General features: G+C 62.4%; 17 protein-coding genes. All 17 read left to right on the plus strand.

The genetic code is table 11. From position 1 onward, the window contains the following. The first annotated feature begins 438 nt into the window (after window positions 1-438). Entirely contained in the window at window positions 439-813 is a 375-nt protein-coding gene (gene rpsL / locus JOF46_RS09530) for a 30S ribosomal protein S12 (RefSeq protein ID WP_007271021.1), read from the plus strand. Then, window positions 813-1,283, plus strand: a complete 471-nt coding sequence (gene rpsG / locus JOF46_RS09535; RefSeq protein WP_113762243.1) for a 30S ribosomal protein S7 — start codon at window positions 813-815, stop codon at window positions 1,281-1,283. The genes rpsL and rpsG overlap by 1 nt, the downstream gene beginning before the upstream one ends. 81 nt (window positions 1,284-1,364) lie before the next feature. Then, window positions 1,365-3,479 (plus strand): elongation factor G, encoded by a 2,115-nt coding sequence (fusA, locus tag JOF46_RS09540; RefSeq protein WP_209907099.1) that lies wholly within the window; start codon window positions 1,365-1,367, stop codon window positions 3,477-3,479. A gap of 235 nt (window positions 3,480-3,714) precedes the next feature. Beyond that, window positions 3,715-4,905: an elongation factor Tu gene (tuf, locus tag JOF46_RS09545; protein WP_209907100.1), complete on the plus strand. Its 1,191-nt coding sequence runs from the start codon at window positions 3,715-3,717 to the stop codon at window positions 4,903-4,905. Between the two features lie 217 nt (window positions 4,906-5,122). Next, a complete protein-coding gene (locus JOF46_RS09550) occupies window positions 5,123-9,220 on the plus strand; it encodes a hypothetical protein (RefSeq protein ID WP_209907101.1) in 4,098 nt (1,365 codons plus the stop codon). Between the two features lie 81 nt (window positions 9,221-9,301). Further along, a complete protein-coding gene (locus tag JOF46_RS22555) occupies window positions 9,302-9,430 on the plus strand; it encodes a hypothetical protein (RefSeq protein WP_281070099.1) in 129 nt (42 codons plus the stop codon). A gap of 575 nt (window positions 9,431-10,005) precedes the next feature. Further along, window positions 10,006-10,314 (plus strand): 30S ribosomal protein S10, encoded by a 309-nt coding sequence (gene rpsJ / locus JOF46_RS09555; protein ID WP_003803825.1) that lies wholly within the window; start codon window positions 10,006-10,008, stop codon window positions 10,312-10,314. Between the two features lie 20 nt (window positions 10,315-10,334). Then, entirely contained in the window at window positions 10,335-10,985 is a 651-nt protein-coding gene (gene rplC / locus JOF46_RS09560; RefSeq protein WP_071212933.1) for a 50S ribosomal protein L3, read from the plus strand. A gap of 4 nt (window positions 10,986-10,989) precedes the next feature. Beyond that, entirely contained in the window at window positions 10,990-11,592 is a 603-nt protein-coding gene (rplD, locus tag JOF46_RS09565; protein WP_209907102.1) for a 50S ribosomal protein L4, read from the plus strand. Next, a complete protein-coding gene (gene rplW / locus JOF46_RS09570) occupies window positions 11,589-11,891 on the plus strand; it encodes a 50S ribosomal protein L23 (protein WP_071212935.1) in 303 nt (100 codons plus the stop codon). Before rplD ends, rplW begins: the two co-directional genes overlap by 4 nt. A gap of 30 nt (window positions 11,892-11,921) precedes the next feature. Next, window positions 11,922-12,761, plus strand: a complete 840-nt coding sequence (rplB, locus tag JOF46_RS09575) for a 50S ribosomal protein L2 (RefSeq protein ID WP_071212936.1) — start codon at window positions 11,922-11,924, stop codon at window positions 12,759-12,761. Between the two features lie 12 nt (window positions 12,762-12,773). Then, window positions 12,774-13,055 (plus strand): 30S ribosomal protein S19, encoded by a 282-nt coding sequence (gene rpsS, locus JOF46_RS09580; protein WP_068731512.1) that lies wholly within the window; start codon window positions 12,774-12,776, stop codon window positions 13,053-13,055. A 57-nt stretch (window positions 13,056-13,112) separates the two neighbouring features. Further along, window positions 13,113-13,478: a 50S ribosomal protein L22 gene (rplV, locus tag JOF46_RS09585; protein WP_071212937.1), complete on the plus strand. Its 366-nt coding sequence runs from the start codon at window positions 13,113-13,115 to the stop codon at window positions 13,476-13,478. 1 nt (window position 13,479) lies between these two features. Continuing rightward, window positions 13,480-14,310 (plus strand): 30S ribosomal protein S3, encoded by an 831-nt coding sequence (gene rpsC / locus JOF46_RS09590; protein WP_113762237.1) that lies wholly within the window; start codon window positions 13,480-13,482, stop codon window positions 14,308-14,310. Then, on the plus strand, window positions 14,311-14,727 hold the full coding sequence (rplP, locus tag JOF46_RS09595) for a 50S ribosomal protein L16 (RefSeq protein WP_113762236.1): 417 nt from the start codon (window positions 14,311-14,313) through the stop codon (window positions 14,725-14,727). A gap of 2 nt (window positions 14,728-14,729) precedes the next feature. Beyond that, entirely contained in the window at window positions 14,730-14,999 is a 270-nt protein-coding gene (gene rpmC, locus JOF46_RS09600; RefSeq protein WP_071212940.1) for a 50S ribosomal protein L29, read from the plus strand. Next, on the plus strand, window positions 14,999-15,286 hold the full coding sequence (gene rpsQ / locus JOF46_RS09605) for a 30S ribosomal protein S17 (protein WP_113762234.1): 288 nt from the start codon (window positions 14,999-15,001) through the stop codon (window positions 15,284-15,286). Before rpmC ends, rpsQ begins: the two co-directional genes overlap by 1 nt. The last annotated feature ends 91 nt before the right edge of the window (window positions 15,287-15,377 follow it).

The raw sequence follows: 15,377 nt of genomic DNA on the forward strand, positions 1-15,377 counted from the left end.
TTGACGGTGGCGCCGGGATCGGATGGAAAGGTATTGGGGTTCCCGGGATCGGTCGGATGGCGGCGGAAATTAAGTGATGTGCGTTTCAGTGCAGGCACGCGGGGCAGCCCTGATGGCGGGGGACTATGGCGGAATCACTGTGGTTCCTGAAGCGACGGGGGGGAGCATGGCCCGAATCCATGGGCATTGGGGGCCTGTACGGAAGAAGCGCGGTGTCAGGCGACGGGTGATCCGCGTGCTAAGCTTGTGCTAATTGTTTTTCATGTGTGGCAAATGGACACGGTCCGGGTTGCGGGTAGGTTGCGCAACAGATGCCACACTTTCGCACGCCTAGGGTCAAATCCGAAATCGCTGTGATGAAACGACTATAAACGCAGCGTCTCCAAGCAGTTTGATTGTGGGTGGCGCCGCAGAACAAAGAAACCGGAGGACACGAAAGTGCCTACTATTCAGCAGCTGATCCGCAAGGGTCGCTCGCCGAAGGTCACCAAGACCAAGGCCCCAGCCCTTAAGGGCAACCCAATGCGTCGTGGCGTATGCACCCGTGTGTACACCACCACCCCGAAGAAGCCGAACTCCGCACTTCGTAAGGTCGCACGTGTGCGTCTTGCCGGTGGCGTCGAAGTTACCGCTTACATTCCGGGTGTCGGCCACAACCTGCAGGAACACTCCATCGTGCTGGTGCGCGGCGGACGTGTGAAGGACCTCCCGGGTGTGCGCTACAAGATCGTACGTGGCGCTCTCGATACCCAGGGTGTCAAGAACCGTAAGCAGGCTCGTTCCCGCTACGGCGCCAAGAAGGAAGGTAAGTAATGCCTCGTAAGGGCCCCGCGCCACAGCGCCCCCTCGTCTCGGATCCGGTATACGGTTCCCCGCTTGTTACCCAGCTGATCAATAAGGTTTTGGTCGACGGTAAGAAGTCCACCGCAGAGCGTATCGTTTACGGTGCACTCGCAGGTGCCTTGGCCAAGAACGGTACCGACCCGGTTGTGACCCTGAAGAAGGCCATGGATAACATCCGCCCGGCCCTCGAGGTTCGCTCCCGCCGTGTTGGTGGCGCAACCTACCAGGTTCCCGTTGAGGTCAAGCCCGGACGCTCCACCGCGCTGGCTCTTCGCTGGCTCGTTGGCTACTCCAAGGCTCGCCGCGAGAAGACGATGATTGAGCGTCTCATGAACGAGATCCTCGACGCATCGAATGGTCTTGGTGCCGCTGTCAAGCGTCGCGAAGACACTCACAAGATGGCAGAGTCCAACAAGGCCTTCGCCCACTACCGCTGGTAAAAAGCGTTTAGTCCGGTTGGCGGGATTGGTCGCAGACCGGTTCCGCCAACGTCGCGGGCATAATCAACAAAGGGAGACATCGTGGCACAGGACGTGCTTACCGACCTTAACAAGGTCCGCAATATCGGCATCATGGCCCACATCGATGCCGGTAAGACCACTACTACGGAACGCATCCTGTTCTACACGGGTGTGAACCACAAGCTCGGCGAAACGCACGACGGTGCCTCGACGACCGACTGGATGGAACAGGAAAAGGAACGCGGCATTACGATCACGTCTGCCGCCGTGACCTGCTTCTGGAACAACAACCAGATCAACATCATTGACACCCCGGGCCACGTTGACTTCACCGTTGAGGTAGAGCGCTCGCTGCGCGTCCTCGATGGCGCAGTTGCCGTGTTCGATGGCAAGGAAGGCGTGGAGCCGCAGTCCGAGACTGTTTGGCGCCAGGCCGACAAGTACAACGTGCCGCGTATCTGCTTCGTCAACAAGATGGACAAGCTGGGTGCTGACTTCTACTTCACCGTAGACACCATCATCAAGCGCCTCGGTGCCAAGCCGCTGGTCATGCAGCTGCCGATCGGCTCCGAGTCCGAGTTCACCGGCGTTGTCGACCTGATGACCATGAAGGCTTTCGTTTGGGAAGGTGACTCCAAGGGTGACGTCACCATGGGTGCCGCCTACGAAACCCGCGAAATCCCGGCCGACCTGCTGGAAAAGGCCGTGGAATACCGCGCCAATCTGGTAGAGGCCGTCGCCGAGGGCTCTGACGAGCTCATGGAGAAGTTCCTCGAAGGCGAAGAGATCAGCATTGCCGAGCTCAAGGCCGGCATCCGCACGATGGTCGTCAACTCGCAGCTCTACCCGGTCTTCTGTGGTTCCGCATTCAAGAACCGCGGTGTCCAGCCGATGCTCGATGCTGTCATCGACTACCTGCCGAATCCCATGGATGTTGGCGCGACGGTCGGTCACGATCCGAAGAACGAAGAGATCGAGATCCGGCGCGAGCCGAATGAAACCGAGCCCTTCTCGGCACTTGCCTTCAAGATTGCAACTCACCCGTTCTTCGGCCAGTTGAACTTCATCCGCGTGTACTCGGGCAAGGCAACTCCCGGTACCCAGCTGCTGAACTCGACGAAGCAGAAGAAGGAACGTATTGGCAAGCTCTTCCAGATGCACGCCAACAAGGAAATGCCCGTAGACGAGGTCCACGCCGGCCACATCTACGCTGTGATTGGCCTCAAGGACACCACCACCGGTGATACCTTGTGCGATCCGGCACACCCGATCGTTCTTGAGTCGATGTCCTTCCCTGATCCCGTGATCTTCGTTGCCATCGAGCCGAAGACCAAGGGTGACCAGGAGAAGCTCTCGACTGCAATCCAGAAGCTTTCGGCCGAGGACCCGACGTTCACCGTCTCCCTCAACGAAGACACCGGCCAGACCGAAATCGGCGGCATGGGCGAGCTTCACCTGGACATCCTGGTGGACCGCATGCGTCGCGAATTCCGTGTGGAAGCCAACGTTGGCAAGCCGCAGGTTGCATACCGCGAAACCATCAAGAAGGCTGTGGAGAAGGTTGACTTCACCCACAAGAAGCAGACCGGTGGTTCGGGCCAGTTCGCAAAGGTCCAGGTCTCGTTCGAGCCCCTGGAAGTTGTCGACGGTGTCATCTACGAATTCAAGAACGGCGTCACCGGTGGACGTATTCCTCGCGAATACATCCCTTCGGTAGACGCAGGTATCCAGGACGCCATGCAGTTCGGCATCCTGGCCGGCTACCCGATGGTGGGCGTCAAGGCGACCCTCCTCGACGGTGCCTACCACGACGTTGACTCCTCGGAAATGGCGTTCAAGATCGCTGGTTCACAGGTGTTCAAGGAAGGCGCACGCCGCGCCCAGCCGATCATCCTCGAGCCGGTCATGGATGTCGAAGTCCGTACTCCCGAGGAGTACATGGGCGACGTCATCGGTGACTTGAACTCCCGCCGTGGTTCCATCGCCTCGATGGAAGACGCTGCAGGCGTGAAGGTCATTCGTGCAACGGTTCCGCTGTCTGAGATGTTCGGTTACATTGGTGACCTGCGTTCGAAGACCCAGGGCCGTGCAGTGTACTCGATGACCTTCTCCAGCTACGCAGAGGTCCCGAAGGCAGTTGCCGAAGAGATCATCCAGAAGTCCCGCGGCGAGTAATCGTCCGGACCAAGAATTGGCCTTGACCCCGATCATCGGGTGAGCGGCCGCACGATGGGGCCGGTGCAGAGAAATCCAATCCGGCCCCGCCAGGCCAACTAAAGGATCCCACGTTGGATCCCGCAGCTAACCACAATTTAAACATTTCACTAAGCCCCCAGTAGACTTGTACAAGTTTCGTCCGCGACCCGTGTGGACGAGGTACGTCTTCTGTAAACGTTTCTAGGAGGAACCTGTGGCAAAGGCAAAGTTCGAGCGGACCAAGCCGCACGTCAACATCGGCACCATTGGTCACGTTGACCATGGTAAGACCACGTTGACCGCCGCCATTTCCAAGGTGCTTGCTGACAAGTACCCGGATCTGAACGAGCAGCGCGATTTCGCCAATATCGACTCGGCGCCGGAAGAGCGCCAGCGCGGTATTACCATCAACATCTCTCACGTCGAGTACCAGACCGAGAAGCGCCACTACGCGCACGTTGATGCCCCGGGTCACGCTGACTACATCAAGAACATGATCACCGGTGCTGCTCAGATGGACGGCGCGATCCTCGTGGTTGCCGCTACCGACGGCCCGATGGCTCAGACCCGCGAGCACGTTCTGCTGGCCCGCCAGGTTGGCGTTCCCTACCTGCTGGTCGCACTGAACAAGTCCGACATGGTCGATGACGAAGAGCTTCTGGACCTCGTGGAAATGGAAGTTCGCGAACTTCTCTCCTCGCAGGGCTTCGATGGCGACGAGGCACCGGTTATGCGTGTTTCGGGCCTGAAGGCACTGGAAGGCGACCCGGTTTGGGTCAAGGCCGTCGAGGACCTCATGGACGCCGTTGACGAGCACGTTCCGACCCCGGTTCGTGACCGCGACAAGCCGTTCCTGATGCCGGTTGAAGACGTCTTCACCATCACCGGTCGTGGCACCGTTGTTACGGGCCGCGCCGAGCGTGGAACCCTCGCCATCAACTCCGAGGTCGAGATCGTCGGCATCCGCCCGGTCCAGAAGACCACGGTTACCGGTATCGAGATGTTCCACAAGCAGCTCGACGAGGCATGGGCCGGCGAGAACTGTGGTCTGCTGCTTCGCGGCATCAAGCGCGAAGACGTAGAGCGTGGCCAGGTCATCGTGAAGCCGGGTTCCATCACCCCGCACACCGATTTCGAGGCCAACGTGTACATCCTTTCCAAGGATGAGGGCGGGCGTCACAACCCGTTCTACTCGAACTACCGCCCGCAGTTCTACTTCCGCACCACGGACGTCACCGGCGTTATCACCCTGCCGGAAGGCACGGAAATGGTTATGCCTGGCGACAACACCGAAATGTCTGTCGTGCTGATCCAGCCGATCGCCATGGAAGAGGGCCTCGGCTTCGCAATTCGCGAAGGCGGCCGCACCGTTGGTTCGGGCAAGGTCACCAAGATCACCAAGTAGTCTTTTCTACTCGGGTATCTTGACCTAAGGGTCTGGAAAAGACCCCCGCTGCACTGTTTCGACAGTGCAGCGGGGGTCTTTTTTCTTTGCCCGGAACTTGTGCAGAAACCGCCGGGCATTTATATCAAACGAATGTTCTGAATGGGGTACGCTGGAGTCCGCAAGCGGCCCTTTGTCCCGGGTGGCATAAAGACATAGGTGGAGGCGGGAAACCAGTATGAATGGGTTCGTCCTGATCGTGGTGGCCGTGGCCATGTTCCTTGCAGGGTTGTTCCTGGGCAAGCAGCTGGCGGCCAACAAGTTCCAGTCCCGGCAACCGGCCCAAGCCCCGGCCCCCGACCGGGCAGCGCTCGCCCTTGCCTGGCAGCGCGGCTTCGACGCGGCAACGCAGGAGGCTGCCCGGAAGCGGGAAACCGGCGATGCCCTCGTGCCCCAAGATGCCCAGACCGGGGCCCCGGGACCGGCTCTCGGGGAGCAAGGAACGTCCACCGCCGGTTCGATGCAACCCGGCCCGGCCGCCCCGGTCCCATTCGCCCCGACCCCGTCCGCCCCGCCGGCGGCAGTTGGAGATCCCGGGCCCGGAAGCGGACAACCGCAATACTCCGGCGCCATGCCCGCAGCCACCCACGTCGGACAGCCCGCAATGCCGGCCCCGCCTCCTCGGGTGCCAGCTGTTCCGGTGGACCCGCGCGTGCGCGCACTGCGGAACATCAACATCACCTTGTACGTCGCCGCACTGCTCATGGTTGCCGCGGCCTCGCTCTTCATCGCCCTGGCACTGCCAGCGGCGGCCAAGGTCGTGGGGCTGGGCCTGGTCGCCGCGGGATTCTACGGGGTTGGCCTGCTGATGCACGCACGCAGCGTCCGGCTGCGCCCGGCCGCCGCAGCCTTCACCGCGACCGGGCTCGCACTGATCCCGATGACCGGGCTGGCCCATTTCCTGCTGCTGTCCACCACCCCCGGGGCCAGCTGGTTCGTCACCTCCGTGGTGGGAACCGTCGCCTTCGCCTATGCCGCCGGGAAGTTGCAATCGCGCATCGTCGCCGGCCTTGGCACCACCTTCCTGGTCTCCACCGCCTACTCCGGCGGCGCAGTGCTCAACCGCGGACTGATCTACTACTTCCTCTTCAGCATGCTGCTGGCCACCGCGATCACGCTGGTCGGGGCCAGGAAGCCACGCTGGGTCGGCAATATCTACGTGCAGTCATTCGCGCTCGCCCACCGGTACCTGGTTCCGGCCACCGTGCTCGCCGCGCTCTTGTCGTTCGCCGTGCTTCAGGCCAGGGACTACGGATGGATCTTTGCCGCGGCGGCACTGTACTACGCCGTTGCGTTGATCGCGGCACCTGCGACCGAACGGTTCGCGCACCTGGCCGCGGCCCGCATCTCGGCCATGGCAAGCATCGGGGCCTTCCTGCACGTGGCCGATGTTTCGGCGACGGACATCTTCCGCATCATGGCCGCGCTGCTCGTGGCGCAGCTGGTGCTGCTGGCCCAATTCGCCCCGAACTATGCACGCAAGCTGCGCCTCAAGCAGGCCTTTGCCACCGGTGAAACCTGGATCCTGCTGGCCCTGGCGGGGCTGGGGGCGCTGATGGGTGCCGAGTCGCTGCTGCGTGATCCGGGGCTTGCCGGATCCGGGGGTGGCCTCGACCTGAACTGGGCCCTGGCATTGCTGCTGGCGGCCGGAGTCTTCGTTGGCGCACGACGTGGCGGGAATTTCCGCTGGGTACCGTTGGGCGTCGCGGTCCTGGGGATCGTGGAACCGATGGACGGCAACCAGGGGCGTCAGGGGATCCTGCTCGCCGCAGCGGTGCTGGCCACGTGGTGGCTGGCGCGCAATGCCTCAGGCACCGCACGCTCGTCGCTTCGGTGGGCCGCGCGGATCGCATCGGTCCCCGCAACGGGGGCATTGTTCTCCTATGCGGCGGCGGGCTGGGCGCTCCAGCCGCGGTTTGGCAGCACCCTGACGGTGCTGCCCGGCACCGCGAATCCGGCCCAGGCCGCGGCCCTGGAGCGCACCATCGAGGTGGCGACGCTGGTCGGGGTCGTGCTGGCGCTGCTCATCCAGCTTTGCGTTGCCGCAGCACTGCTGTCCAGGATGCGGCGGACCGCACAGACGGCAGCGGCGACGGCCCCCCGCCTGGAGTCGTTCGGGGAATCGCTCATCTTTGCCGGCGGCGTGCTGTGCGCGGCGGTGGCCACGTGGTCCCTGTCGATGAAGCTCGGCTGGGGCGGCTCGTTGCTCTACTCCGACGTGGATCCGGGCACCGCCGGGTTCGCCACGGTGCTGTGGCTGGGCTACCAGTGGGACACCATCTTGTTGTGGATGGGCCTGCTCGCGGGCCTGGTGGGCGCCACCGCCATCCTGGGCCACCGGCGGGCACCACATCGCATCCCGGGGGAGCGGACCGGGGCAGTCCTGGAAGGGGTCCCGATGGCACTGGGCCACCTCGGCGGATTGGCCGCCCTGGGTGCAGGGCTTGGCATGGCCGCGGGCCGCGACCCCTCCTGGATGGTCGAACTCGTTGCCGTCCTGGGCCTGGCCCATGTCGGAATCCGGATCCTGGCCGGCACCGGCCTGGCGGAGAAGGTGGGCTATTCGGTGCTGGCCCAGGCGCTCTTCTCCGGCACCGCATGGCACATTGCCGACCGCTTCGACATGGACGCCCATGGCCAGTTTGCGCTGTTTGCCTTCACCATCGCGCTGGCCCAATCCGTCCGTGCCGCCCTGGGACGGAAGTCGGCCATGCCGAAGTACTCCGACCCCCGCACGCTGATGACCCTTGCCGCGGTGGCCCTGCTGTTGCTGGTCCCGGCCGTCTACCTGATGGATCATGCAGGTGGATACGACCAGGCCGGGCTGTTGGTCCAGTTCCTGTGCCTGCTGGCCTTTTCCGGTGTCGTTGTCACGACCCATGTCCGCCGGGCTCCGGCCTTCCGGTACGTTGCGGTTCCCGCCGCACTGGGGCTGCTGGGCCTGGTGCTTGTCCCGGCCCTTGGGCAGTCGCTGCGCCTCGGAGGCTGGTTGCCGACGCCGTTGTGGACCAAGGACGTCGCCGGCACGGTGTTGGTACTGTTGCTTCTCGGCATCCTCGTCTCCGAGGTGCGCAACCTGGCCGGGAAGGACTGGCGCTGGGTGCGTGCCGTGGTGGCCGTGGTGTACTGGGCGGCGCTCTTCGGGCTGCATGACTGGCAGGAGCCCGGATGGCAGGTAACCGCAGGGCTGCTGGGCGCGGCCGGCTTCATGGTCTTCTCCGCCACCTGGGGCATCCCGCTGTTGCTGCTGGGCAGCGCCGCGCTGGTGCTGTTGGCATCGCTGCGCGGGGTGGACCTCATCCACGACCTGGCCCTGGAGCGGGGGAGCGAACCGCTGGACGGCATGATCGGACTCGGGGCCACCTGGGTCATCTTGCTGATCGCCTCGATCTTCGGTGGCCGTTTTGGCGGGGATCCGGTGCCGTTTGCCGCCCTCGTGCGGCGGACTGCCGGCTGGGACCCGGCCCACGCCCGGGTGCTTTTTGCCGCCTCGCTGGCGGCCCTCGGCTTCGGCGGATTGCTCGGGCAGTCCGACCAAATCGACAGGCACGTCTATGCCGGTGCGGTGATGCTGCTGGTGGCCGTCTTCGCCGCGGCGGCACTGGAGGTACCGGCCCGACTGCGCGAAACCGGATACGAGGTCGCAGCCCTGATGGGCGCCGCGGTCATCCACCGTTGCTGGTGGGTCGGGGTTGGCGGGACAAGCGCGTTTGCGGCCTTCTACTACTGGATCATCGTCCTGGGACTGCTTGCTGCCTACGAATTCCGGCGCAAGCGCGAACGGAACGGCATCGTTGTCCTGGGTGCGTCCTCGGTCTTGCTGTCGCTGGCGGGGCTGGGAACCTTCCTTTCCTCCACCCTGGCCCAGCAGCTGGTGGTGTTGCTGACCTTCACGGCGCTGCTGGTCTTCGGACTGGTGACCAACCGGAAGATCTTCACGGTGTGGGGCGCGGTCGGGGTAGCCGTGGCGGTGCTGTGGTTCCTGCGTGGGTACACGTTCCTGCTGCTGTTGCTGATCGCGGCCGGTTTGATCGCCCTGGCACTGTGGAGGCTGGGAAAGATGAACAAGGGTTCCCAGGACCACGATTCTCCCGCCCAACCGTATCCGCCGGCAGCTGCGCCGGCTGCCTGGCAGGCGCCCGCCGCCGACCCTTCGGTCCCGGACCAAACGGTATACGGGCCGACCGGACCACAGGCTCCGCCTGCGCCACCGGCCGGCAGCGGCATGCCGTGGATGAGGCCGCACGGCCAGGATGCCTCCGACGATTCGCACTGAGCCGATGGTGCCGGAGAGCAGCGTGCCATTCATTTGGCCGGATCCGGTGACCGGCTCGAGCCAAGCGGTTACGCTGGCCACATGAAGTTCTTGATTTTCGTGTTGATCGTGGTGGTTGTCGTCGTGGTCGTCATGCGGGTGCGCAAGCAGTTCTCCAAGGAGATCCAGCGGGCCAAGGAGATCCGGCGATCCCGGGAAGACGACCAGTAGCAGTCCGGCGGGCTAAAGTGCATCGGTGAGCTTTCTCACGCGATTTTGCCCGAGCCTGCTCGAACCTGCGCACCGAACCACCAAGGTCAGGGAATCGACGACCGAAATTCCGGTGATTTTCCCGTGGCAGCGTTCGTGCGCGTCAATGTCCGGGCGCCGGCTGCGCCAGCGGGCAGTTGGCGGGGGAGAGCAAAGATTTGGTGTTTGGGCCCCGAACCTGACACACTAGACAAGTTGTTCGTGAGCATTTCCATGCTTCATGTCTGCTGATCGGGAAACCGACACCGGGACATGGATTTTTCAACCGAGATTGTGTCTCACCCGGGATAATGCCCGGGGCTGGGGAGCAATACAACCGAAATTCCTGGAAACACGAACAATGTCCCCCAAGGTTTTATACGGGTTCGGTGTCGCTGAAAAGTGCGACACGCCCGACCGCGGGGGTCGGGCTTCGGCGGATTGAGGAACCCGGATTTATCCGGATTCAGTTCGATGCGAGGCGTGCCGGTCCCGAAAGGGGCCCGTAGGGCACAGTAACTGTACAGAGAGTGCTAATTAGAAAGAGGCATCAAGCCATGGCGGGACAAAAAATCCGCATCCGGCTGAAGTCGTATGACCACGAGGTCATTGACGTTTCTGCCCGGAAGATCGTTGAGACGGTGACGCGCGCTGGCGCAACCGTAGTCGGCCCAGTGCCGCTCCCAACGGAAAAGAACGTGTACTGCGTTATCCGTTCGCCCCACAAGTACAAAGACAGCCGTGAGCACTTCGAAATGCGCACGCACAAGCGTCTGATCGACATCATCGATCCGACCCCGAAGGCCGTAGATTCGCTGATGCGTCTTGACCTGCCGGCGGATGTCAACATCGAAATCAAGCTCTAAGGGGAGGTGGCGAGAAAACTATGACCGCAACCCGTAATGTAAAGGGCCTGCTGGGCACGAAGCTCGGCATGACCCAGGTTTGGGACGAGAACAACAACCTCATCCCGGTAACCGTTGTACAGGCCGACAGCAATGTCGTCACTCAGCTGCGCAACGCAGAGCGCGATGGCTACACCGCGGTTCAGATCGGCTACGGCCAGATCGACCCGCGCAAGGTCACCCAGCCGCTCGCCGGCCACTTCGAGGCAGCAGGGGTTACCCCGCGCCGCCACGTCGTTGAGCTGCGCACTGCCGACGCCGATTCCTACGCCGCAGGCCAGGAACTCACCGTCGAAATCTTCGCCGCCGGCCAGAAGGTCGACGTCGTTGGAACTTCCAAGGGTAAGGGCTTCGCCGGCGTCATGAAGCGCCACGGCTTCCACGGTGCTCCGGCATCGCACGGTGCTCACAAGAACCACCGTAAGCCGGGCTCCATCGGCGGCGCATCGACCCCGGGCCGTGTGTTCCAGGGCCAGAAGATGGCCGGTCGCATGGGCGCCGAGCGCGTCACCACGCAGAACCTCACCGTTCACGCTGTGGATGCCGAGAAGAACCTCCTGCTGATCAAGGGTGCCGTTCCAGGCGCTCGCGGCCGCGTCGTACTCGTGCGCACCGCTGTGAAGGGAGCATAACTAAATGTCTAAGGCACTTACTGTCGAGTTCCCTTCGGAGATCTTCGACGTTCAGACCAACGTTCCGCTGCTGCACCAGGTCGTCGTGGCCCAGCTGGCAGCTGCTCGCCAGGGCACGCACAAGACCAAGAACCGCGCCGAAGTTTCCGGTGCCGGTCGCAAGCCGTTCGCACAGAAGGGCACCGGCCGCGCCCGTCAGGGTTCAATCCGTGCTCCTCACATGACCGGCGGTGGCGTTGTCCACGGACCGACTCCTCGCGATTACAGCCAGCGCACCCCCAAGAAGATGAAGGCTGCTGCATTGCGCGGCGCCCTGTCTGACCGCGCTCGCAACAACCGCATTCACGTCATTGAAGCCCTGGTTGAAGGCACCACGCCGAACACCAAGGCAGCACTGGCCACCCTGCGCGCTCTGTCCGAGCGCAAGAACCTGCTCGTAGTCATCGAGCGCGCCAACGACGTTGCAGCCCTTTCGGTCCGCAACCTCCCCGAGGTCCACGTCCTGTACGTTGACCAGCTCAACACTTACGATGTGCTGGTTTCCGACGACGTTGTCTTCACCAAGGCCGCATTCGATGCCCTGGTCCAGAAGGAGGAAGCCAAGTGAGCACCTTCTCAAAGGCTCCGCACGATGTGGTCATCGCACCCGTTGTTTCGGAAAAGAGCTACGGTCTGATCGACGAAGGCAAGTACACCTTCCTCGTTGACCCGCGTTCAAACAAGACGGAAATCAAGAACGCCGTGGAAGCTATCTTCTCGGTCAAGGTTGACTCCGTAAACACCCTTAATCGTGCCGGCAAGCGCAAGCGCACCAAATTCGGATGGGGGACTCGCAAGGCTACCAAGCGCGCGATCGTCTCCCTGAAGGAAGGCTCGATTGACATCTTCGGCGGTCCGCTTTCTTAAGCGGAGACCACTTTAACGAGGAATTAAACTATGGGAATCCGTAAGTACAAGCCGACAACCCCGGGCCTTCGCGGCTCGAGCGTTGCCGACTTCGCAGAAATCACCCGATCGACTCCGGAAAAGTCGTTGCTTCGCCCGCTCCACAAGACTGGCGGCCGCAACAACACCGGTAAGATCACCACCCGTCACAAGGGTGGCGGACACAAGCGCCAGTACCGTCTGATCGACTTCCGTCGCCACGACAAGGACGGCGTGCCGGCAAAGGTCGCTCACATCGAGTACGACCCGAACCGCACCGCTCGCATTGCGCTTCTTCACTACGCTGATGGAACCAAGCGTTACATCATCGCACCGAACAAGCTCTCCCAGGGCGACACCGTTGAGGCCGGCGCAAATGCCGACATCAAGCCTGGCAACAACCTGCCTTTGCGCAACATCCCGGTCGGTACCGTAATCCACGCTGTGGAATTGCGTCCCGGCGGCGGTGCAAAGATGGCTCGTTCCGCAGGTGCCTCGGTGCAGCTGGTGGCCCGTGAGGGTCGCTTCGCTCAGCTCCGTTTGCCTTCCGGCGAAATCCGCAACGTTGACGTGCGCTGCCGCGCAACCGTCGGCGAGGTCGGCAACGCCGAGCAGTCGAACATCAACTGGGGCAAGGCCGGCCGCATGCGCTGGAAGGGCGTTCGCCCGACCGTGCGTGGCGTGGCCATGAACCCTGTTGACCACCCGCATGGTGGTGGCGAAGGCAAGACGTCCGGTGGCCGTCACCCGGTCAACCCGAACGGCAAGCGCGAGGGACGCACCCGTCGTCCCAACAAGGACAGCGACAAGTTGATTGTTCGCCGTCGTCGTACCGGCAAGAACAAGCGATAGGAGCCTGGAGACATGCCACGCAGCCTGAAGAAAGGCCCCTTCGTCGATCAGCACCTTTTTGTAAAGGTCGCTGCTGAGAACGAAAAGGGCACCAAAAACGTCATCAAGACGTGGTCCCGCCGTTCGATGATCATCCCCGACATGCTCGGGCACACGATCGCCGTACACGACGGACGCAAGCACATCCCCGTGTTTGTCACCGAGTCGATGGTCGGGCACAAGCTCGGCGAGTTTAGCCCGACCCGGACGTTCCGCAGCCACGTGAAGGACGACAAGAAGGGCAAGCGCCGCTAACCCGCAAGGGTTCAGCGAGTGCTTAGCACTTCTTCGAGAGACGAGAGAAGGAAAGCAATGGAAGCCAAGGCAATTGCGCGCCATATCCGCGTGACGCCTATGAAGGCCCGGCGCGTCGTCAACCTTGTTCGTGGCAAGCAGACGAACGAAGCACTGGCGATCCTGAAGTTTGCCCCGCAGGCAGCTTCAGAGCCAGTGTTCAAGGTTGTAGCATCGGCAGTGGCTAACGCCCGTGCCGCCGCAGACCGCGAGGGTGTCGCGTTCAACGAAGACGAGCTGTTCATCAGCGAAGCGTTTGTTGACGAGGGTCCGACCATGAAGCGGTTCCAGCCGCGTGCTCAGGGTCGGGCATACCAGATCAAGAAGCGCACGAGCCACATCACTGTGGTCGTCGCAACCCCTAAGAAGGGTGGGGAAGAGTAAAATGGGACAGAAGGTTAACCCGCATGGGTTCCGTCTCGGTATCACTACCGACCATGTTTCGCACTGGTTCGCCGACAGCACCAAGGTCGGACAGCGTTACAAGGACTTCGTAAAAGAAGACATCCGTATCCGCGAACTGATGACCGTTGGCATGGAACGCGCCGGCATCGCCCGCGTGGAGATCGAGCGCACCCGTGACCGTGTTCGTGTGGATATCCACACCGCACGCCCGGGCATCGTTATCGGTCGCCGCGGCGCCGAAGCCGATCGCATCCGTGGCGAGCTCGAAAAGCTCACCGCCAAGCAGGTTCAGCTGAACATCCTCGAGGTCAAGAACCCCGAGATCGAAGCCCAGCTTGTTGCACAGGGCATCGCCGAGCAGCTTGCTTCGCGTGTGGCTTTCCGCCGCGCGATGAAGAAGGCCATGCAGTCGGCAATGCGCGCAGGTGCCAAGGGCATCCGCGTGCAGTGCTCCGGTCGTCTTGGCGGTGCAGAAATGTCCCGCAAGGAGTTCTACCGCGAAGGCCGTGTGCCGCTGCACACCCTGCGTGCGAACATCGACTACGGCAAGTTCGAAGCCAAGACCACCTTCGGCCGCATCGGCGTGAAGGTCTGGATCTACAAGGGCGACGTAACTTCGAAGGAACTGGCAGCCCAGGCTGCAGCAGCTCCGGCCCGCGGCCGCGGCGATCGTCCCGGCGGACGTCCGGGTGGACGCCCCGAAGGTGGCGAACGTCGTCGTCGCCCCGAGCGCAGCGCAGCTCCAGGTGCAGAAGCAGCTCCGGCTGTTGAGGCTCCCGCAGCAGCAGTTGCAGAAGGAGGACAGGCTTAAATGCTTATCCCACGCCGAGTAAAGTACCGCAAGCAGCACCACCCCGGTCGGAGTGGCGCAGCTTCGGGCGGTACCACGGTAGCCTTCGGCGAGTACGGTATCCAGGCCCTTACACCGGCCTACGTTACCAACCGCCAGATCGAGGCAGCTCGTATCGCAATGACCCGCCACATCAAGCGTGGCGGCAAGGTCTGGATCAACATTTATCCGGACCGTCCGCTGACCAAGAAGCCTGCCGAAACCCGCATGGGTTCCGGTAAGGGTTCGCCGGAATGGTGGGTCGCAAACGTAAAGCCGGGACGGGTTCTCTTTGAACTCTCCGGTGTCAGTGAAGAGGTAGCACGCGAGGCATTGCGCCTGGCAATCCACAAGCTGCCGTTGAAGGCACGCATTGTGCGTCGCGAAGGTGGTGAATAGGAATGGCAATCGGATCCAAGGATCTAGCAACCGAAGCACTGGACGGCTTTGATAACGCCCGTCTGGTCGAGGAGCTCAAGAAGGCCAAGGAGGAGCTGTTCAACCTCCGTTTCCAGTCGGCCACCGGTCAGCTCGAATCGCATGGCAACCTGAAGGCTGTCAAGCGTGACATCGCTCGTATCTACACCGTGCTTCGCGAACGCGAGCTGGGCATTCGTCCCGACGTTGTAGTGCCGGTCGAAGAGACCAAGAAGAGCAAGGAAGCCAAGTAATGAGCGAGAAGGATAACGTCGTGGATGCAGCTGCAGAGCGCAACGACCGCAAGACCCTCCGTGGTTACGTGGTTTCCGACAAGATGCAGAAGACCATCGTCGTTGACGTCGAGGACCGTGTAAAGCACGCCCTCTACGGCAAGGTCATGCGTCGCAACAAGAACGTCAAGGCTCACGACGAAGAGAACAGCGCCGGCATCGGCGACCTCGTTCTCATCGCCGAGACCCGCCCGCTGTCTGCCGACAAGCGCTGGCGCCTCGTGGAAATCCTCGAAAAGGCCAAGTAAGCCCTTTCGCTGGTTTTCACTCTGACGTGAACCAAGCTCAACACCCCGGGACCGCTGGATTTATCCAGCCGGTGCCGGGGTGTTTTGCGTT

It is taken from the genome of Paeniglutamicibacter psychrophenolicus (assembly GCF_017876575.1).
In the GTDB taxonomy this organism is placed as follows: domain Bacteria; phylum Actinomycetota; class Actinomycetes; order Actinomycetales; family Micrococcaceae; genus Paeniglutamicibacter; species Paeniglutamicibacter psychrophenolicus.